The sequence below is a fragment of the Streptomyces sp. NPDC001606 genome (genome assembly GCF_053596835.1).
On sequence record NZ_JBSFHC010000008.1, the window covers coordinates 161,077 to 180,143 of the forward strand.

Below are 19,067 nucleotides of genomic sequence, written 5' to 3' on the forward strand. Positions count from 1 at the left end.
CCCCCACCCCTCCCCGCTCTTCTTCCCGTGACGGAACCGCCATGACAGCCCCCAGCTCCACCGGACCCGCCCACCCCGCCGAAGCGGCCGACACGCCCGCCGCTCCCACGCCGAGGCGCCGCACCTTCGGCCTGGCCACCGCGACCGCCCTGGTGATGGGCAACATCATCGGCGGCGGCATCTTCGCCCTGCCGTCCGCCGTCGCCCCGTACGGCACCGTCAGCCTGCTCGCGTTCGCCGTGCTGTCCGTGGCGGCCGTCCTTCTGGCCCTGCTCTTCGGCAGGCTGGCCCGGCGCAGCCCGGTCACCGGCGGGCTGTACGTGTATCCGCGGGACGCGTTCGGGCCGTTCGCGGGGTTTCTGTCGGCGTGGTCGTACTGGACGATGTGCTGGGTGAGCATCGCCGCGCTCGCGGTCGCCGTCGTCGGTTACGTCGACGTCCTCATTCCGCTGCACGGCAACCGGCTGCTCCAGGGGCTGGTCGCGCTGGCCGCGCTGTGGCTGCCCGCCGCCGCGAACTTCGCCGGCACCCGGGTCGTCGGTGTGGTGCAGCTCGTCTGCACCGTGCTGAAGTTCGTGCCGCTGGTCCTCGTCGCCACCATCGGCCTGTTCTTCGTCCGGGAGGACAACTTCGGCCCGTTCAACGCCTCCGGGGAGAGTGTCCCGGGCGCCGTCGCGGCCTCCGCCGCGCTGCTGCTGTACAGCTTCCTCGGGGTCGAGTCGGCCGCGGTGAGCGCGGGCGAGGTGGCGGACCCCGAGCGCACGGTGGGCCGCGCGAGCGTCCTCGGCACCCTCGGCTCAGCCCTCGTCTATCTGCTCGGCACGGTCGCCGTCTTCGGCCTGGTCCCGCACGAGCGGCTGGCCGGGTCCGGTGCGCCGTTCGCCGACGCGGTGAACGCGATGACCGGCGGGCACTGGGGCGGCACCGCGATCGCCCTGGTCGCCGTCGTGTCCGTCGTCGGCTGCCTCAACGGCTGGATCCTGCTCGCCGCGCAGATGCCGTACGCCGCCGCTCGCGACGGGCTCTTCCCGGCGCCGTTCGCGAAGGCCGGTGCGGGCGGCGTGCCCGGCTTCGGGGTGTGGGCCTGCGCGGTGCTCGGCACGGTCCTGATCGCCCTGAACTACACGGCGGGCCCGGACGCCACCTTCCGGGTGCTGGTCCTCATCACCACCTTCACCGGCTGTGTGCCCTATCTCCTGTCGGCCGCCGCCCAGTTGTTCTGGCTCGTCCGGGGCTCCCGCGCCCGGGTCCGCCCGGCCGGCCTGGTCCGCGACCTCGTCGTCGCCGCGCTCTCCTTCGCCTTCTCCTTCTGGCTGATCGCGCGCGCCGGGTACGCGGCCGTCTACCAGGGGGTGCTGTTCCTCTTCGCCGGTATCCCGGTCTACGTGTGGCTGCGTGGCCGCGCCGAACCGCCGGTCGAGGCCTGACCGCCCCGGCCCGCTTGAGAGGATCGGGGCATGACAGCCGCACGCATGCAGATCAACGCCCTCGTCGTCGACGCCGTGGACCCCGAGCGGCTCGCCCTGTTCTGGTCCGAGCTGCTCGGCAGGCCGGTCGTGGCCCGCACGGGCCCCTATGTCTGGCTGCGCCGGGAGGACGGCCTGGGCCTGGGCTTCCAGCGCACCGCCGCGCCCAAGTCCGGCAAGAACCGGATGCACTTCGACATCAGTTCCCCCGATCCCGCGGCCGAGCAGCAGCGGGTCGAGGCGCTCGGCGGGCGCCGGCTGGAGGAGTACGCCGAGGGCGGATTCCTGGTGATGGCGGACCCCGAGGGCAACGAGTTCTGCATCATCCCGGACGGTCCCTTGGAGATGGACGACGACGGGCGCGTGGACTACCTCAACTGATTCCGCGCATCAGCCAGTTCGCCTCTCGGAAAGGGCTTTCCCTCTTCTCGCGTCCAACCCATTGACCCCCCGGTGGCTCACCCGTACCTTTTCGGCGTTCGGGATCACAGATGCCGTCCGGTATATCGATCACGCCTCGGCCGGCTCTCTCCCGGACCTGCCCTTCCCCACCGAGAGGCACTCCGCATGAGCCGCGACCACGATCTGCCCGAAGCCCCCAGCCGCCGACTGATGCTGAAGAGCGCCGCCCTGGCCGCCGGCGCCCTCGCCGCGGCCCCCGGCATCGCCCAGGCCACCCCCGGCGCCCGCCACACCGCCCCGTACCTGAACCCCCTGGTCCGCCGGCGTGCCGACCCGCACATCGTCCGCCACGTCGACGGCCAGTACTATTTCACGGCCACCGTGCCCGAGTACGACCGCATCGTCCTGCGCCGCGCCCGCACCCTGAACGGCCTCGCCACCGCCGCCGAGTCGGTGATCTGGCGGGCGCACACCAGCGGCCCGATGAGCGCCCACATCTGGGCGCCGGAGCTGCACCGCATCGGCGGCAAGTGGTACATCTACTTCGCCTCCGCGCCGGCCGAGGACGTGTGGGCCATCCGCATCTGGGTCCTGGAGAACGCCCACCCCGATCCCTTCCAGGGCACCTGGACCGAACGGGGACAGATCCGGACCGCCTGGGAGACCTTCTCCCTCGACGCCACCACCTTCAAGCACCGTGGCACCCGTTACCTGGTCTGGGCCCAGCACGAGCCCGGCATGGACAACAACACCGCGCTGTGGATCTCGAGGATGGCCGACCCCTGGACCCTCACCGGCCCCCAGGTGCGGCTGTCCACCCCCGAGTACGACTGGGAGTGCGTCGGCTACAAGGTCAACGAGGGCCCGTACGCCCTCCAGCGCAACGGCCGGGTCTTCCTCACCTACTCGGCCAGCGCCACCGACCACCACTACTGCATGGGCCTGCTGACCGCCGACGCCGACAGCGACCTGATGGACGCCGCCAGCTGGACCAAGTCCCCGGTCCCGGTCTTCACCAGCAGCGACGTCACCCGGCAGTACGGCCCCGGCCACAGCTGCTTCACCGTCGCCGAGGACGGCCACAGCGACGTCCTCGTCTACCACGCCCGCCCCTACAAGGAGATCACCGGCGACCCCCTGAACGACCCCAACCGGCACACCCGGATCCAGAAGCTCGGCTGGAAGCCGGACGGCACCCCGGACTTCGGCGTCCCCGTGGCGGACACCCCCGCCGGTACCGGGAAGGAGAGTGAGTGAGATGAGACGTGCCTACGCGCTCCTGCTCGCCCTGGCCTGCGCCCTCGCGGCGGCCCTGGCGACGGCCGGCCCCGCCCAGGCGGCGGCGCAGACCATCACCAACGGCGTCCAGTTCACCGACACCTCGGGCAACGCCGTGCACGCCCACGGCGGCGGGGTCATCAAGGTCGGCGCGTACTACTACTGGTTCGGCGAGGACCGCAACGCCGACAACACCTTCCGCTACGTCGACTGCTACCGCTCCACGGACCTGCGGAACTGGGAGTTCCGCGGCCATGTCCTCAGCCAGTCGTCCGCCGCCGAGCTCCAGACCGCCTACATCGAGCGTCCGAAGGTCGTCTACAACGCGGCCACCGGCCGGTTCGTGATGTGGATGCACAAGGAGAACGGCGTCGACTACAGCCAGGCCCGCACCGCCGTCGCCGTCTCCGCCACCGTCGACGGCAGCTACAGCTACCGGGGCAGCTTCCAGCCGCTCGGCGACAACCAGTCCCGCGATCTGACCACCTTCGTCGACACCGACGGCACCGGCTACCTGGTGTCCTCGGCCAACAACAACGACGACCTGCACATCTACCGGCTCACCGCCGACTACACCGGTGTCGACAGCCTGGTCGCCAACCCCTGGCCCGGCGGCCACCGCGAGGCACCGGCCCTGTTCAAGCGGGGCGGGGTGTACTTCATGCTGACCTCGGGCGCCACCGGCTGGGACCCCAACCAGCAGCAGTACGCCACCGCCACCTCCCTCACCGGCCCCTGGACCTCCTGGACCAGCGTCGGCGACTCCACCGCCTACGGCTCGCAGACCGCCTACGTCCTGCCGGTGCAGGGCACGTCGGGCACCTCGTACCTGTACATGGGCGACCGCTGGGGCAACTCCTTCGGCGGCACCGTCAACGACTCGCGCTACGTGTGGCTGCCGCTGGCCTTCCCGACCGCCACCTCGATGACGATGTCCTGGTACCCGGAGATCACCGTCGACACCGCCGCCGGCACGATCGCCGGGACCGCAGCGACGTACAACACGCTGATCGCCCGGCACAGTTCCAAGTGCGCCGACGTGCCGAACCAGTCGCTGTGGCAGGGCGTCGCCGTCAGCCAGTACACCTGCAACGGCGGCGGCAACCAGAAGTGGTGGTTCAAGGACCTCGGCAACGGCTACTACGCGCTGATGGGCCGGGGCAGCTCGCTCTGTCTCCAGGAGAACGCCACCGACGTCACCCAGGAGAACTGCACCGGCGCCACCAGCCAGCAGTGGTCGGTGGCCGCCTCCGGCTCCTACGTCACCCTCAGGGCCCGGACCAGCGGAGAGTGCCTGGACGTCTCCGGCGCGTCCACCGCCGACTCGGCGCCGGTCATCACCTACGCCTGCAACGGCGGCGCCAACCAGCAGTGGAAGCGCGGTGGTTGAGGCGATCAGGCCAGCAGGTCGATCGCGTCGACCGCCGTGCCCGCGCTGAGGAAGCCGGTCGTGCCGGAACCGCTCACGATGTCGATCTTCAGCACGTTGTACCGGCTGGTGTCCTTCTGCCAGGCGCTGGCCGGGATGCTGTAAGTGAAGGTGTGGTTGTTGCCCCGGTAGGAGCCCACCGTCAGGGACCGGGTGCCCGGCTGGGCGGGCGGGGCCGGGACCGCCGAGGTCCAGGCGCCGTTGACGGTGATCTGCGGGCGGCCGTTGGCGTAGGCCGTGGTCACGCCGATCCGCAGGGTGTGCGCGGCGGCGGCCTGCGCCGCGGTCAGCTTGAAGTAGACCAGCAGACCGCTGTTGACGTCCTTCCACAGATAGCAGGGGAAGGCGGAGGTCTCGGTGCCGCTGCCGATGACCACGTTGCCGGTCCAGGAGGCGGCCCGCACGTCCGAGGGGTGCGCGTACGTCATCAGGTCCGCGTTCTTGAAGCCGCGGGGCGTGCCGTCCCAGGTGCCGATCCGCCAGAGGGCGCTCGCGTTGGCCGGGTCGTTGGAGGACGGGACGGTGATCGTGTTCAGCGTGGTGGTCCCGCCCGCGGACACGGTCACCTGCGTGCTGTAGACGGCCAGTTCGCCCTTGTACACGGTCAGTGTGTACGTGCCCGGCAGCACCCGGGCGATCGAGAAGTACCCGTCCGAGGCGCGGACCGAACCCCAGTACTGGGCAGTGGAGTTGGCCAGGCCGACGGTGTACGGGTACGCGGTGTCCCGCCCGGTGATGCCGACGCCGGCCACCCGGCCCCGGCCGCTGTCCGGGACGTAGCCCGAGATCCCGAGCGAGTCCGCCCAGGGCGTCGTCAGCGTGCCGTGGTACAGCGCCGGGGAGGGTGCGCCGCCGTCCGTGAACGCGATGACGTACGGCCCCCGGAGCCCGAACCGCTGGGCCTCGGTCTGGTTCTCGCCGTAGTACAGGATCTCGTACAGTCCGCCGCCGTCGGCGCTCTGGTGGCGCAGCAGCGAGCGGTAGAACGGGCCGCCGGACGCCTTCTCGTGGTTGCTGCGCACGATCCACAGGCCCACGCTGCCGGTGCTCCAGCCGATGTAGTCGTAGTCGATGACCCGGTGTCGGGAGTAGTGCTTGGAGCGGGTCTGGCCGTCGGGCTTCGCGAACACGTCCGAGGCCTCGACGGTGCTGGTGGTGTACGTGTAGGAGTCCGGTTCGTCGTTGCGGAACAGGCCCGCCCTCACGCGCACGATGTAGCGGGTCGCGGTGACCGAGTCGTCGGCCTTGTGGGTCCACAGGTAGATGTTGTTCTCGCCGCTGCGGGCCGCGTAGTAGTGCCGGAGCGTGCCGTGGGCGACCGATATCAGGATGGTCGGGCCGGACCGCGCGAGGGTCACGGTCGAGGCGCCGAGGCCCGACTCGACGTGCGAGTTCCGGCCGCCGTAGCCCTGGTACTCGGTGCCCTTGTACACCAGCGAGGTCAGGTCGCCGTTGGTCTTGCTGACCTTGAAGACCAGGTTCGCGCCGGTGTCGACGACGTAGTTGGAGCCGTCGTCGCTCCAGCCGAAGCCCGCGGCGGCCGCCGAACCGGCGAGCGGCCCGGCCAGGGCCGCCGTGCCGGCGGCGGCCGCGCTGCCGAGCACGAAGGTGCGGCGGGTGAGGGCGCTGTGCGGGGATCCGGACATGGGGGGGTCTCCTTCGGGGACGGGTTCAGCGGCTGGACCGTATCGCCTTGCGTAAGCGCTTTCCAGGGGGCAAGGTCAAGGGAGTTGGAGCATGGCCGGGGGTGACCCGGGCTGGTTCGCCAGGAAGGGAGAGGCGCCGACGTGATGGAACTGCCCGCCGACGACCGCGCGTCGAGCCCGTACACCGGGTACACCCGGGCCCACTGGGAAGCCGCGGCCGACGCCCTGCTCGCCGCCGTCGAGCCGTACCGTACCGTCGACGGCGCCCTCTACCATCTGCCCGGCGCACGCGAGAGCTGGTCGGGCCGTCTCTCCGACGGCCTCGAAGGGTACGCCCGCACCCTGCTGCTCGCCGCCTTCCGCCGCGACGAGACCGCGCTCGGCCGGTACGCCGAGGGCCTCGCGGCCGGCCCCGGCGGGGTCTGGCCGAAGATCGAGGACCGCGGCCAGCCGCTCGTCGAGGCCGCCTCGGTCGCGCTCGCCCTGCGGCTGACCCGGCCGCTGCTCTGGGACCGCCTGGACGACTCCGTACGCCAGCGCACGGCCGGCTGGCTGGAGGACGCGCTCACCGCCGAGGCCTGGCCGTGCAACTGGGAGCTGTTCCCGGTGACCGTCGGCGGCTTCCTCCAGGAGATCGGACACCAGCAGGAGGCGGCGCGCAAGACGATCGACCGGGGGCTGGAGCGGATCGAGGACTGGTACCTCGGCGACGGCTGGTACACCGACGGCGACGGCCGCAAGTTCGACTACTACAACGGCTGGGCCATGCATCTGTACCCGGTCCTGCACGCCTGGCTGGCCCAGGACGCCGAACTGCTCGACCGCTACGGCCGGCGGCTGACCCGTCATCTCGCCGACTACGCCCACTTCTTCGGCGGCGACGGCGCCCCCCTGCACCAGGGCCGCTCCCTGACCTACCGGTTCGCGACCGCCGCGCCGCTCTGGCTCGGCGCGCTCACCGGCCACACCCCGCTGCCCCCGGGGGAGACCCGGCGCCTGGCGTCGGGCGCCCTGCGGTACTTCCTCGACGGTGGCGCGGTCGACGCGCGGGGCCTGCTGCCGCTCGGCTGGCTCGGCCCGGACGAGACCGTGCTCCAGGGGTACTCGGGACCGGCCTCCCCCTACTGGGCGAGCAAGGGCTTCCTCGGCCTGCTGCTGCCGGCCGATCACCCGGTGTGGACGGCACCGGAGGAACCGGGCCCGGCCGAACGCGCGGACACCGTACGCCCGCTGCCCGTCCCCAACTGGCTTCTCCAGTCGACCCGTTCGGACGGTCTGGTACGGCTGCACAACCACGGCAGCGAGGACGTCCGCTACGACCCCTACTACACCCGGCTCGGCTACTCCACCGCCACCACGCCCGTACCGTCGTACGACAACAGCGTGTTCGTCGACGGCGACCCGAGCCGCACGGACATCGAGCCGCTCGGCACCGGCGACGGCTGGATCGCCTCCCGGCACACCGTCCGCGAGGGCATCACGGTGACCAGCGTGGTGCTCGCCGAGGGCGCGGCGGAGGTGCGCGCCCATCTGGTCACCGGGGCGGCCCCCGGAACCCCGGTACGGGTGACGGGCTGGCCGGCCCGGCCGGGGCTGCGGTCCGAACTCCTGCCCGCCGTAGGGCTTTCCGACGCCCTCACCGGCACCACCGGCGCGACCCCCACCCTGTTCGTCGCCCTGTGCCGTCTCACCGCCGACCCGGACCCCGCCCCGCTCGCCGGCCTGGTCACCGTGCGGGCGCCGGGTGCCGGGCTGCTGGAGGTCGGCTGGAGCGGGGGCGGGCGGCTGCTGGTGGACCTGGCCGGGCCAGGGGTGGAGGTCACCACGCAGAGGTGAGCGCGGGGCCGAAGCGCGATGCGGCCGCCCGAACCGGACATGCCGGCCGAGCCCGCACATTCACGCAGGTTTCCCCGCCCCTGTCGACCGGCCCACGTGCCGCCGGTTACCCTCGCGTCAGCCCGACACCCCTGCTCAGCAACGCCCCAGGAGACCTACTCGGTGGCCGCAGACGACGCCTACGCAAGACTGGCCGAAACCCTGGAGCGCGGACGGTGACGGCGCTGACCCGGCTGCGCCAGTGGCAGAGGTTACGGCGGCGCGACCGGGAGATGCGGCTGTTCGTCGAGACGCTGATGGCCCCCATCAGCGCCAAGCTGAGCGGCCCCTGTGCGGACGAGACGCCGGCCGGCGCGGCTTCGGAGGACCCCGAAGCGCTGTTCCAGGCCCTGGTCGAGTCCGCCCAGCGGTGGCGCGGCGACCGGCCGCTCGTGGTGCACCGCGTGCACATCCCCCGCGAGTTCAGGGCCACGGGCATGTGGCTGGAGCGCGCGGACCGGGACGACGTCATCATCGAGCAGGACGCGGAGATCTGGCATCAGGCGCAGATCTTCGGACACGAGCTGTGGCACATGCGGCAGAAGGACGGGTTCACGCCCGAGCAACTGGCGAGCGGCGCCTGGGAGGCACTGGAGTCGGGGCACGCCCACGGCGCCCTGCCGGCCGCCGCGCGGTCCCGTTTCGACGAGGACCCGGAGAAGGAGGCCGAGCTCTTCGGGATCCGGATCGGGCAGGAGATGCGTGCGCTGATGGAGCGGGACGTCATCACCGGCGAAACGGCCCGCCGTATCGCGGACGCGCTGCACTATCGGGGGACCCGGACATGAGCGGGACGATCAACTACACGAGTTGCGGCCTGCTGTGGGCCGGCCTGCTGGTGAAGCTGCCGGATCTGCTCCGGCACTGGCGCGAACCCTCGGTGCGGGCCGTCAACGGCGTGCTGGCGATCGCCTCGCTCTGCTTCCTGCTCGGGGCACCCGCCTCGGTGCGGGTGATCAACCGGGTCAGCGGCGTGTCCAACCTGGCCGCTCCCCTGACCTATGCCTCGATCACGGCCTACAGCGCGGCACTGCTGATCATGATCGCCTGCTGGCGGGGCGGTCCCGGGCTGCGCCGGACGACCCGGAGCTGGATCCTCGGGTACACCGCCGTCCTCGCCGGTGTCGCCCTCCTCTTCGCCCTCGGCGACGCCGCCGAGGAGCGCCGCAGCGACTTCGACACGTACTACGCGACGAGCCCCTGGATCGCCGAGATGGTCGTCCTGTACCTCGTCGCGCATCTCACGGCCGTCACCGTCAGCGCCCTCTGGTCGCTGCGCTGGGGCTTCGAGGAGGAGGTCCGCAAGCGGCCCTGGCTGCGCACCAGTCTGCTCCTGATCGGCACGGGCACGGTGATCAGCTCCGGGTACAGCATCGCGAAGCTGGCCGCCGTCGTCGCGCGGTGGACCGGCCGGGACTGGTCGGTCCTCGGCACGTCGATCCCGCCCGTCTGCGCCGGACTGGGCGCGCTGCTCACCGTGGTGGGCGTGCTCCTTCCGCTGGCCGGCCCGCACCTGTCCGCCTGGCGCGACTACGTCCGGCTGGCACCCCTCGACGCGGTGCTGGACCCGGTGCTGACGGACCGCGCCCTGCGCGTCGAGCGGCCGCGCTCCCCCTTCCTGTGGGGCACGTGGCGCTGGAGCACCATCCACAACGGTCTCCTCGCGATCGAGACGCTCTACGACGAGATGCTCCACGACGCAACACTCCTCGCGGAGTTCGAGAAGACCGGCGACTGGACCCGGGCGACATCGGCCGCGTGGGCCGTGACCATCGCCGAGGCCGTCGGGCGCGGTACCGGGCCCGTGCTCCGGCCCGCCGACGCGCCACCCCGGCTCTCCCCTCCGCGCGATGCCGCGTCCCTGGTCCTGATCGCCGACGCCGTGAAGAGGTCCGAGCGTGCGGCGCGCGCCGTCGAGCCGGGCCACGCCCCGGCCCGCTCCGCCTGACCCCGGATCCGTGTTCCCCAACCCCCCCATGCGTCCGAAGGCCCTGAACGGAGTCCGCGAAAGAACATGAGCCTTCTCGTGTACCTGGCGTCCTCGCTGCTGGCCCTGGCCGCCATACTGCTGCGCCGGCCGCGCAGGACTCCCCGCTCCCCGCTGTCCGTCGCCACCCGGGCCACCGCGTTCATCGCCGCCGTCTGCTTCTTCCTGTCCGCTCCGGTCACGCTCGCCGCGGTCAACGACGTCACGGGCGTTCCCAACGCGGGCGCCCCGCTGACGTACAGCTGCATCTCCGCCTTCAGCTGCTCCCTGATCGTCCTGCTGTTCCACTGGAAGGGCGGGCCGAGGGAACGGATCCGGCGGATGACCCGGATGGCGGTCGTCGTCTACGGCACCCTCATCCTCGCCATCGTCGTGCTGTTCGGCCTCGCGGACGCGCACACCGAGCGCCTCACCGACCTGGACACCTACTACGCGAACACCCCGTACATGCGGGAGATGATCGCCCTGTACCTGACGGGTCATCTGGCCAGCACCATCGTCCTGAGCGCGGTCTGTCTGAAGTGGGCGCGCGACGAGGTCACCGGGCTGCTCCGGCTCGGCCTCCGGCTGATCCTGGCCGGGCTGCTGCTCGACGCCCTCGGCTTCACCCTCGCCAAGGTCACCGCGGTCGTCGCGCGCTGGCTGGGATACGACCTGGACTTCCTGTCCACCGACGTCGCTCCCCCCGCCGCCTCCCTCGGGGCGCTGATCTACTGCGCCGGGTTCGTGCTGCCCCGCCTCGCCTCCGCGGCCGCCGTGGAGCGGCAGAGCCTGTCCACCTACCGCGCGCTCGGCCCCCTCTGGTCGGCGGTGAAGGACGTGGCCACGGCCCCGGTCGCCGAACCGACCTGGTGGCAGTTCTGGTGGCAGCTGCCCAGCAACCGCCTCTACCTCATGGAAGCGAACATCCGCGACGCCCTCCTCCAGCTGACGGCCTACATCGATCAGCGCGTCGGCCACACGACGTACGCGGCCGCCGTGGCACGCGGCGAGGCGGGGGAGAGGGCGCGTGCCGCTTCGGAGGAAGCGATGATCATCGACGGTATACGCCGTGCGTCGGGCCAGGGTGACGGCCCTGCCGATCCGCCGGAGAAGTTCCGCGTCACCATCGATCTGGTCGAGCTGGCGCACGCCGTGCAAGGCCTTCGCAAGGCGGCACCGGGCCAGGTGGGAACCACGTGACGCCGGCCGACGAGCACTACAGGGAGAGAGAGTTGTCACACAGAGCTGTCGTGGTGGGAGCCGGCATCGCCGGGCTGGTGGCCGCCGCGGCCCTGGCCGTCGCCGATCCCTCGATGCGGATCCTCCTGCTCGAACGGGACGAGCTTGCGGACGGCCCCGAGAACCGGCGTGGCGTCCCCCAGGGCCGGCATGCCCATCTGCTCATGGCCGGCGGGCTGGCCGCCATGGAGTCGCTCTTCCCGGTGAGCGTGCGCGACCGCCTCCTGGACGCGGGCGCCCACCAGGTCGCCCTCGGCAACGGCATGCTGGCCCTCACCCCCGACAGCGGGTGGCTGCGGCGATGGCGACACGGCGGCCCCGCCATGATCACCTGCACGCGCGCGCTGCTGGACTGGGTCGTGCGGCAGGCACTGCTCGACTCCCACCCCGGTGTCTCGATCCACCGGGCGACGGTGGAAGGGCTCCTCGGCACCGCCGAGCGCGTCCACGGCGTCCGGGTCGGTGGAGCGAAGTCCACGCTGGGGTCCGAGGTGGAGGCGGACTTCGTCGTCGACGCGAGCGGTCGTGGCTCGGGGAGCCTGACGTGGCTCGCCGGAATCGGCGTCAGCGAGGTGGAGGAGAGGCGGCTCGACTCCGGCCTCACCAACGCCACCCGGATCTACCGCACACCGGCGGGTGCCGAATCGTTCCCTCTGACGCTGGTGCAGCCGAACCCCTACGACGGCCGGCCCGGCCGCAGCGCCATGGTGCTCCCGGTCGAGGGCAACCGCTGGATGGTCAGCGCGGGCGGCACCCGGGGCGGCGAACCTCCGCAGGACCCGCAGGGTTTCCTCGCGTACACGCTCAGCCTGCCGCACCCGATCGTCGGCCAGCTCATCTCCGGCGCGGAGCCCCTCACCGACGTGGTGGTCAGCCGCGGCCGCAGCACCAGCAACTCCCGCCGGTACTTCGAGCGGTCGCCGCGGTGGCCCGAGCGGTTCGTCGTGCTCGGCGACGCGCTCGCGACCTTCAACCCGGTCTACGGCCAGGGCATGTCGGTCGCGGCGCTCGGCGCCCAGGTGCTGGCCCGGGAGGTGCGGCGCGGCGGCCTGGACCGCCCCGGCCTGTCCCGGCGGGTCCTGAACGGTGCGGCCCGCCATGTGGACACCGCCTGGCGGGCCGCCGTCGGCATGGACGTCCTGTACCCGGACGTGGCCGGCGGCGAGCCCACGCTCGCCGACCGGGTCGCCGCCCGCTACGCGCGCCGGCTGACCAGGGCCGCGACGGGCTCCTTCGACGCGGCGGCGGCACTGTGGGACGTCACCAGCCTCAGGGCGTCCCCGGCGCGGGTGCTGTGGCCGAACACGTTGCTGGCCGCCCTGACCGGGCCGTACCTCCCGCCGACCGCCGAGCCTCCGCTGTCGTCCGCGGAGCGTGAGGTCCTCGACCGGTTGAAGAAGGGTTCGCCGGAGCCGAGCAACTCCGTGCCCCTTCGGTAGCCCCGACGGCGAGGACGCGCGGTGGCCCGCAGGGTTCGGCCGGTGCCGAAGCGACGGCCGCCTAGGGCCTGCCTTTCGGATCAGGTCGGCTGCGACGCCGGCAAGATCCGAAAGGCAGGCCCTAGGGTGGCCGTATGACCGCAGACCCGACCGTGTCGCCGTTCGCCGCGCTGCACCACCGCCCAGGCGAACCGCTGCTGCTGCCCAACGCCTGGGACCACGCCTCGGCCGCCGCGCTGGCCGCCCGGGGGTTCCCCGCGGTCGCCACGTCCAGCCTCGCCGTGGCGGCGGCCGCCGGGCTGCCCGACGGGGCGGGCACGACCCGTGAGCACACCCTGCGGCTCGCCCTGACCCTGGGCGCCGGGCCCTGGCTCCTCTCGGTCGACGCCGAGGACGGCTTCAGCGACGACCCCGCGGAAGTGGCCGTACTGGCACGGCGGTTGTGGGACGCGGGCGCGGTCGGGATCAACCTGGAGGACGGGCTCGGGCCGGCCGCGCGGCACGCGGAGAAGATCGCCGCCGTGAAGGCGGCCGTGCCCGGCCTGTTCGTCAACGCCCGCACCGACACCCACTGGTCCGGCGACGGAGACGAGACCGACACGCTGCGGCGGCTGGACGCGTACCAACAGGCCGGTGCCGACGGGGTGTTCGTGCCGGGGCTGAGCGACCCGGCGCGGATCGCCGCCCTCGTCCGCCGTCTCGACGTCCCGCTCAACATCCTCTACTCGCCCGCCGGACCGGCCCTCGGCCACCTCGCCGACCTCGGCGTCCGCCGGGTCAGCCTCGGTTCACTGCTCTACCGGCGGGCGCTCGGGGCGGCACTGGACGCGGTGGCCGACATCGCCGCCGGGCGGGCGCCGGGCGGTACGGCACCCTCCTACGCCGAGGTCCAGGCACTGGCTCCCAGCAGCACCCCGGTGAGCCGGTCCGCGAACTCCGCCGGATGATCGACGGTGCCGAGGTGCCCGCCCGGGAACTCCGCGAAGCCGCCGCCCAGCCGCTCGGCCAGGAACCCGGCCGTACGGTGCAGCACCTGACCGCGCGAGTCGGAGCCGGCGGCGACGGTGAGCCGGCCGGGCGGTGCTTCGCGGACCGGGACGTAGGCGGTGAAGGGGTGCAGGACCCGGGCCAGGAAGACCCCGAACGGTGTCGCCTGCGCGCCCTCGGCCGGCGGCCGTTCGGCCCCGTCCAACTGCGCGATCAGTTCGGCCCGCCGCTCGGCGCCGTCCGGCAGCGCGGCGACGCACGCCGGCTCGTGCGCGACCACGTGCGCGAGCCGCTCCGGGTGCCGGGCGAGCAGGTCCAGCGCCGCGATGCCACCGGAACTGGTCCCGCACACATACACCTGTTCCCCCTCGGGCAGCACCGCCTCCAGCAGCCGGTGCGCCCCGTCGCTCCAGTCCGTCACCCGCTGCTCGGGCACCGGCAGGCCGAGCCGGCCGTGGGCGAGGCCGAGCGGGTCGTAGGTGACCACGGTGAAGCGGGCCGCCAGCCGCTCGGTGAGCGGTCCGAGGCCCATCGGGTGGCCGGCCCCGCCGGGCAGGAGAAGCAGCACGGGGCCGGTGCCGGTGCGGTCGTGGTGCGGTGGTTCAGTCATCGGTCGTCGTCTCCCGGGGCCAGTGGGTCAGGGCCAGGTGCAGGGCCTCGACCGCCTTGTGCCAGGACGCCCGTACGTCCCGCTCGGCGCCGAAGCCGCCCGCGGCCTCCAGGACGCAGTAGCCGTGGAAGGTGCTGCGCAGCAGCCGTACGGCGTCCGTGAGGTCGGGTTCGCCGAGGCCGTAGCCGCGCAGCATGCCGTAGGTGATCTCGGCGGTACGGTGCAGCGCGGGGGAGTCGGCGATCAGGGCCTGGTCGATACGGATCTGGGTGGCCGCGTACCGGCCGGGGTGTTCCAGGGCGTAGGCGCGGTAGGCGTCGGCGAACGCGGCCAGGGCGGCCCGGCCCGCGCGCCCGGCCACGGCCACGGCGATCCGCTCGATCAGCTCGCCGCCGGCGTGCAGCGCGAGCCGGGTACGGAGGTCCTCCAGGCCGCGGACGTGCGAGTACAGGCTCGCGTCCTTCACCCCGAAGCGGCGGGCCAGCGCGGACAGGGTGAGGTTCTCGAAGCCTGCCTCGTCGGCGAGTTCGGCTGCCGCCGCGACCACCCGGTCGACGGTGAGGCCCGCTCGGACCATGGCACATCCCCTCCGGGCCGCGGCGAACGGGCCCTCACCGGCCGGGGACACGACCTCCCCGATTCCTAGGGTCCCTAGGTTACATCCTAGGATCCCTAGGAGGAAGCGGTCGCTCTGGTCAGCCGGATCAGCCCCACCGTCGGCAGGAGCGACGCCGCCGAGAGGGCGGTCAGCAGCCAGGGGACCGCGTGGATGCCGGACGCCTCGATGCCCAGGCCCAGCAGCGGCGGTGCCGCCACACCGCCGGTCATCGAGGCGGCGATCACCCAGGCACCGGCCCGCCTCGCCCCGGGCAGCGCCCGGTTGAGCCAGGGCAGGCCGGTCGGGAAGACCGGTGCGATGAACAGGCCGACGCCCGCGTACGCCACCGGCGCGAGCGGCCGTACCAGAGCCAGCAGCAGGCAGACCGTCATACCGGCCGTGCACACCGTCAGGATCCGCTCGGGGGAGTGCCGCAGGGTGAGCGGGACGACCAGGAACCGGCCCGCCGTCAGCATCAGCCAGTACACGGACGTCGCCGACGCGGCCACGGCGCTGCCGTACCCGACGGTCTCCAGATGGGTCGGCTCCCAGCCGCCCACGCCCGCCTCCACGGCCACATTGAGGATGTACAGGGCCAGGAAGCCGAGGAGGACACCGGGCCGGCCGGGGGCGGCCGGTGCCGTCCCCTCCTCGGGCGGGCGGGCGCGGACGCCCCGCCCGCCACCGGCCACCAGCAGCACCGCCAGCGCCGCGCACCCCCCGAACGCCCAGGTGTAGTGCTCCGGGCCCGCCCACGCCACCACCGCCGGGCCGAGCACCGCGCCGATGCCGAAGTGGGCGTTGAGGACGTTCAGCATGGCCGTGGAACGGTCGCCGAAGCCGACGGCGAACAGCTGGTTCAGGCCGTAGTCGAGGCCGCCGAAGCCGAGCCCGCCCAGAAAGGCGCAGACCAGCGCGAGCGGCCAGGCCGGTGCCAGCGCGAACCCGGCCGCACCCGCCGCCATCAGGCCGTAACTCGCCGCCAGCAGCGCGCTGTTGCTGATCCGCGTGTGGACGGCGTTGAACAGCAGGACCCCCGCGACGCCGCCGGTGAAGTGCAGGCTCAGGCCGAGCCCCGCACCGGCCGGGGACAGACCGTACGCGGTGCGCAGACCGGGCACGGCCGGGCCGTAGAGCGCCTGGAGCATGCCGATGAGGACGAAACCCCCGCACGACGCGACCGCGGCCGGCCGGCTGAAGAGCCGGCCGGCCGCGGAGGGCGTCAGGGCCGTGCCGGTCAACCGGTCTCCGGCGACGTGCTTTCCGAGAACACGAACGAGAACTCGGCGGGCCGGGCCAGGAGGTGGTACTGCGGCAGCGGGCCGGGGCCGCAGGACTGGGAGCCGATGCCGTGCAGGCCGTGGTCGAGGTTGACCCAGACCGTGTCCCCTGCCACCAGGTCCGTGCGGTGCGCGGCCGCGTCCAGCTGCTCGGTGGTCCAGCGGCGGGCGGTCAGGAAGAACTCCGGATCGCCCTCGATCCGCAGACCGCCGAGTTCGGCCCAGCGGACGTCGATCCGGGCGCCGTTCTCCTGCGGACGGACGTACGGCGTCTGCAAGCCGTCCACGGTCGACCGCCAGCGGCCGACCGCGGCCGCGGTCCTGGTGTCCGGATAGGCCTCTCCGGGGCCGCCGCCGTACCACTCCACCCGGTCGGCCGCCGCCAGCCCGAAGCGGATGCCGAGCCGGGGCAGCGGCACGGTCCAGTCGCCCTCCGGGGTGGTGGACACCGTCAGCCGCAGCCGGTCGCCGTCCGACGTCCAGCGGTACACCGTCGACAGCCCGATCTCCCAGGCCGCCGGCGCCACCCGGGTGCGGACGGTCAGCGCGTCGCCGCCGGTCTCCACCGCGTCCAGCCGGTGCCGCATCCGGTGCAGGCCCAGCTTGCGCCAGCGCAGGCCGTAGCGGAGGTCGGTCTGCCAGGCCGCGCCGTCGTCGTTGTCGGTGGTGGCCCGCCACACGTCCAGCCGGAGACCGGACACGGCCACCCCGCCGACCGCCGTGAGGGCGCCGGTGCGCGCGTCGAACGTGCCGGGGCCGAGTGTGATCACCCCGTCGCCGGGGACCGGCCGGGCGGTCGCCGGGACGGCCGGGCGGCGCCGCTGGGCGACCCGGATCTGGCCCCAGGCGACGACATGGTCCTTCGGCGCCCACGACGTGTCGGCACCGAGCACCGCGCGGACCGTCCAGTGGGCCTCGCCGGCCGGTGCGCCCGCCACCGGCTCGGGCAGCTTGACCTCGGCGGACTCGCCGGGTCCCAGCGCGGGCACCGACAGGGCGCCGCTCTCCACCACCTCACCCTCGACCTCGTAGGCCCAGGTGAAGGCGAGCGCCGACAGGTCCGCGAAGTCGTACTTGTTGGTGATGCGGACCGTGGCGTCCGCGGGGTCGCCGGCGATGCCGACCGGCTCGATCACCTTCTTGTACTCGACCAGGCCGGGGGAGGGCCGGCGGTCCGGGAAGAGCAGGCCGTCGCAGACGAAGTTGCCGTCGTGCAGCTCCTCCCCGAAGTCGCCGCCGTAGGCGTGGTCCAGCTCCGGATGGGCGATGCCGTGGTCGATCCACTCCCAGACGAACCCGCCCTGGAGCCGGTCGTAGGTCTCGAACAGCCGCTGGTAGTCGGCGAGTCCGCCGGGTCCGTTGCCCATGGCGTGCCCGTACTCGCACAGGATGAAGGGCAGCCCGCGCCGCTTGTGGGTGCCCCCGTCCAGGTCCCGGCCGATCCGTTCGACCTCGGCGTGGTCGGCGTACATCCGCGAGTACATGTCCGTGTCGCGGCAGGTGATGTCGCCCTCGTAGTGCACCAGGCGCGAGGAGTCGCGGCCGTGGATCCATTCGGCCATCGCGGTCAGTCCGCGTCCGGTGCCCGCCTCGTTGCCCAGCGACCAGATGACGACGGACGGGTGGTTCTTGTCCCGCTCCACCATGCGGGCCGCTCGGTCCAGCAGGGCCGGGGTCCAGCGGTCGTCGTCGACGGGGTTGTCCCGCCAGTCCTGCTCGGTGAAGCCGTGGGTCTCCAGGTCGCACTCGTCGACGACCCACAGGCCGTACTCGTCGCACAGGTCGAGGAAGGCCGGGTGCGGCGGGTAGTGCGAGGTGCGCACCGCGTTGACGTTGTGCCGCTTCATCAGCAGCACGTCCTCGCGCATCGTCTCCAGGTCCAGCGCGCGGCCCCGCTCCGGGTGCCACTCGTGCCGGTTGACGCCCTTGAACAGCACCGGGGTGCCGTTCACCTTGATCAGGCCGTCCGCCAGCTCGACCGTGCGGAAGCCGATGCGCAGCGGCACCCGCTCGCCCTCGGTGGCCAGCACCCCCGGGTAGAGCCGGGGCACCTCGGCCGACCAGGGCGTGACCGGCACGGTGGCGCTCTCACCGGTGGCGATGTCGATGCCGAGGTCCGGCACGGTGACCCGGCCCGGCACCTCGGAGTCGACGCGCAGGGTGCCGGTGCCGTCCCGGTGGTCGTATGAGGCGTGCACGAAGAAGTCCCGCGCGCAGCCCGCCGGGCGGTGCAGCAGGGTGACGTCACGGAAGATGCCCGGCAGCCACCACTGGTCCTGGTCCTCCAGATAGGAGCCGGCCGACCACTGGTGGACCCGGACCGCCAGCACATTGCCCTCGGGCCTCAGCAGCTGGCCGACCGCGAACTCGTGCGGCAGCCGGGAGCCCTTGAACTCGCCGATCTCGGTGCCGTTCAGCCACACCCGGGCGCAGGACTCCACCCCGTCGAAGCGCAGCACGGCACCGCCCTCGGACGGCTCCGGCCAGTCCTTCGGCAGGTCGAAGACGCGCAGATGGTCACCGGTCGGGTTCTCGGTCGGCACCCGCGGCGGGTCGACCGGGAACGGGTACAGGTGGTTGGTGTAGATCGGCGCGCCATGGCCCTGGAGGACCCAGTGGCCGGGGACCGACACCTCCGCCCAGTCACCGGCGTCGTACCCGGCCGCGGCGAAGGAGTCGTCCTCGGCGTCGCTGGTCGGGGACAGTCTGAACCGCCAGGTGCCGTTCAGCGAGAGGGACCTCGCGTCGGAGGCGGCGTACCAGGCGCGGGGCGGCAGCGCCCCGGAGCCCGGCGAGACGTCCTCGACGTAATCGGTGACGGTACGGGTGCGGAAGGACATCGGACTCCT

The 19,067-nt window shown here is 72.7% G+C and carries 15 protein-coding genes; 10 read left to right on the forward strand and 5 right to left on the reverse strand.

Annotated elements, in window-relative coordinates; genetic code table 11:
- Positions 1 to 41: 41 nt before the first annotated feature.
- The 4 genes from ACWCV9_RS17435 (at position 42) to ACWCV9_RS17450 (ending at position 4,536) form a co-directional block, all read left to right on the forward strand.
- Positions 42 to 1,427: an amino acid permease gene (locus tag ACWCV9_RS17435; protein WP_450787560.1), complete on the forward strand. Its 1,386-nt coding sequence runs from the start codon at positions 42 to 44 to the stop codon at positions 1,425 to 1,427.
- Positions 1,428 to 1,457: 30 nt separating this feature from the next.
- The gene (locus ACWCV9_RS17440) at positions 1,458 to 1,847 is read left to right on the forward strand and encodes a VOC family protein (protein ID WP_450787561.1); all 390 of its coding nucleotides are present in this window, start codon (positions 1,458 to 1,460) and stop codon (positions 1,845 to 1,847) included.
- A 186-nt stretch (positions 1,848 to 2,033) separates the two neighbouring features.
- Complete coding sequence (locus ACWCV9_RS17445) at positions 2,034 to 3,125, forward strand: glycoside hydrolase family 43 protein (RefSeq protein ID WP_450787563.1); 1,092 nt, start codon at positions 2,034 to 2,036, stop codon at positions 3,123 to 3,125.
- A 1-nt stretch (position 3,126) separates the two neighbouring features.
- On the forward strand, positions 3,127 to 4,536 hold the full coding sequence (locus ACWCV9_RS17450) for an RICIN domain-containing protein (RefSeq protein ID WP_450787565.1): 1,410 nt from the start codon (positions 3,127 to 3,129) through the stop codon (positions 4,534 to 4,536).
- A 5-nt stretch (positions 4,537 to 4,541) separates the two neighbouring features.
- Here ACWCV9_RS17450 and ACWCV9_RS17455 read toward each other — a convergent pair whose 3' ends face one another.
- Positions 4,542 to 6,221 carry a rhamnogalacturonan lyase B N-terminal domain-containing protein gene (locus ACWCV9_RS17455; protein ID WP_450787567.1) on the reverse strand — a complete coding sequence of 560 codons (1,680 nt, stop codon included), beginning with the start codon at positions 6,219 to 6,221 and terminating at the stop codon, positions 4,542 to 4,544.
- A 144-nt stretch (positions 6,222 to 6,365) separates the two neighbouring features.
- On the opposite strand from ACWCV9_RS17455, the gene ACWCV9_RS17460 reads away from it, so the two are divergent.
- The 6 genes from ACWCV9_RS17460 (at position 6,366) to ACWCV9_RS17485 (ending at position 13,690) form a co-directional block, all read left to right on the forward strand.
- Entirely contained in the window at positions 6,366 to 8,057 is a 1,692-nt protein-coding gene (locus tag ACWCV9_RS17460) for a DUF2264 domain-containing protein (protein WP_450787700.1), read from the forward strand.
- 215 nt (positions 8,058 to 8,272) lie between these two features.
- Positions 8,273 to 8,884 (forward strand): toxin, encoded by a 612-nt coding sequence (locus tag ACWCV9_RS17465; RefSeq protein WP_450787569.1) that lies wholly within the window; start codon positions 8,273 to 8,275, stop codon positions 8,882 to 8,884.
- The gene (locus ACWCV9_RS17470; protein ID WP_450787570.1) at positions 8,881 to 10,044 is read left to right on the forward strand and encodes an MAB_1171c family putative transporter; all 1,164 of its coding nucleotides are present in this window, start codon (positions 8,881 to 8,883) and stop codon (positions 10,042 to 10,044) included. Before ACWCV9_RS17465 ends, ACWCV9_RS17470 begins: the two co-directional genes overlap by 4 nt.
- A 66-nt stretch (positions 10,045 to 10,110) precedes the next feature.
- Positions 10,111 to 11,265 (forward strand): MAB_1171c family putative transporter, encoded by a 1,155-nt coding sequence (locus tag ACWCV9_RS17475; RefSeq protein WP_450787571.1) that lies wholly within the window; start codon positions 10,111 to 10,113, stop codon positions 11,263 to 11,265.
- Between the two features lie 32 nt (positions 11,266 to 11,297).
- Positions 11,298 to 12,743 (forward strand): NAD(P)/FAD-dependent oxidoreductase, encoded by a 1,446-nt coding sequence (locus ACWCV9_RS17480; protein ID WP_450787572.1) that lies wholly within the window; start codon positions 11,298 to 11,300, stop codon positions 12,741 to 12,743.
- Positions 12,744 to 12,877: 134 nt separating this feature from the next.
- Positions 12,878 to 13,690 carry an isocitrate lyase/PEP mutase family protein gene (locus ACWCV9_RS17485; RefSeq protein ID WP_450787573.1) on the forward strand — a complete coding sequence of 271 codons (813 nt, stop codon included), beginning with the start codon at positions 12,878 to 12,880 and terminating at the stop codon, positions 13,688 to 13,690.
- Here the strand turns inward: ACWCV9_RS17485 and ACWCV9_RS17490 are convergent.
- The 4 genes from ACWCV9_RS17490 to ACWCV9_RS17505 form a co-directional block, all read right to left on the reverse strand.
- Positions 13,621 to 14,340 carry an alpha/beta fold hydrolase gene (locus tag ACWCV9_RS17490; RefSeq protein WP_450787575.1) on the reverse strand — a complete coding sequence of 240 codons (720 nt, stop codon included), beginning with the start codon at positions 14,338 to 14,340 and terminating at the stop codon, positions 13,621 to 13,623. The genes ACWCV9_RS17485 and ACWCV9_RS17490 overlap by 70 nt on opposite strands.
- The gene (locus tag ACWCV9_RS17495; protein WP_450787577.1) at positions 14,333 to 14,917 is read right to left on the reverse strand and encodes a TetR/AcrR family transcriptional regulator; all 585 of its coding nucleotides are present in this window, start codon (positions 14,915 to 14,917) and stop codon (positions 14,333 to 14,335) included. The genes ACWCV9_RS17490 and ACWCV9_RS17495 overlap by 8 nt, the downstream gene beginning before the upstream one ends.
- A gap of 95 nt (positions 14,918 to 15,012) precedes the next feature.
- A complete protein-coding gene (locus tag ACWCV9_RS17500) occupies positions 15,013 to 16,179 on the reverse strand; it encodes an MFS transporter (RefSeq protein WP_450787578.1) in 1,167 nt (388 codons plus the stop codon).
- Entirely contained in the window at positions 16,176 to 19,058 is a 2,883-nt protein-coding gene (locus ACWCV9_RS17505) for a glycoside hydrolase family 2 TIM barrel-domain containing protein (protein ID WP_450787580.1), read from the reverse strand. The genes ACWCV9_RS17500 and ACWCV9_RS17505 overlap by 4 nt, the downstream gene beginning before the upstream one ends.
- Positions 19,059 to 19,067: the final 9 nt, after the last annotated feature.

What these genes read in the sequence shown, in the direction of transcription:
- ACWCV9_RS17495 (WP_450787577.1), bottom strand. Translation starts at nt 14,917, where the DNA reads ATGGTCCGAGCGGGCCTCACCGTCGACCGGGTGGTCGCGGCGGCAGCC.
- ACWCV9_RS17455 (WP_450787567.1), bottom strand. Translation starts at nt 6,221, where the DNA reads ATGTCCGGATCCCCGCACAGCGCCCTCACCCGCCGCACCTTCGTGCTC.
- ACWCV9_RS17505 (WP_450787580.1), bottom strand. Translation starts at nt 19,058, where the DNA reads ATGTCCTTCCGCACCCGTACCGTCACCGATTACGTCGAGGACGTCTCG.
- ACWCV9_RS17445 (WP_450787563.1), top strand. Translation starts at nt 2,034, where the DNA reads ATGAGCCGCGACCACGATCTGCCCGAAGCCCCCAGCCGCCGACTGATG.
- ACWCV9_RS17440 (WP_450787561.1), top strand. Translation starts at nt 1,458, where the DNA reads ATGACAGCCGCACGCATGCAGATCAACGCCCTCGTCGTCGACGCCGTG.
- ACWCV9_RS17460 (WP_450787700.1), top strand. Translation starts at nt 6,366, where the DNA reads ATGGAACTGCCCGCCGACGACCGCGCGTCGAGCCCGTACACCGGGTAC.
- ACWCV9_RS17475 (WP_450787571.1), top strand. Translation starts at nt 10,111, where the DNA reads ATGAGCCTTCTCGTGTACCTGGCGTCCTCGCTGCTGGCCCTGGCCGCC.
- ACWCV9_RS17490 (WP_450787575.1), bottom strand. Translation starts at nt 14,340, where the DNA reads ATGACTGAACCACCGCACCACGACCGCACCGGCACCGGCCCCGTGCTG.
- ACWCV9_RS17435 (WP_450787560.1), top strand. Translation starts at nt 42, where the DNA reads ATGACAGCCCCCAGCTCCACCGGACCCGCCCACCCCGCCGAAGCGGCC.
- ACWCV9_RS17470 (WP_450787570.1), top strand. Translation starts at nt 8,881, where the DNA reads ATGAGCGGGACGATCAACTACACGAGTTGCGGCCTGCTGTGGGCCGGC.
- ACWCV9_RS17485 (WP_450787573.1), top strand. Translation starts at nt 12,878, where the DNA reads ATGACCGCAGACCCGACCGTGTCGCCGTTCGCCGCGCTGCACCACCGC.
- ACWCV9_RS17450 (WP_450787565.1), top strand. Translation starts at nt 3,127, where the DNA reads ATGAGACGTGCCTACGCGCTCCTGCTCGCCCTGGCCTGCGCCCTCGCG.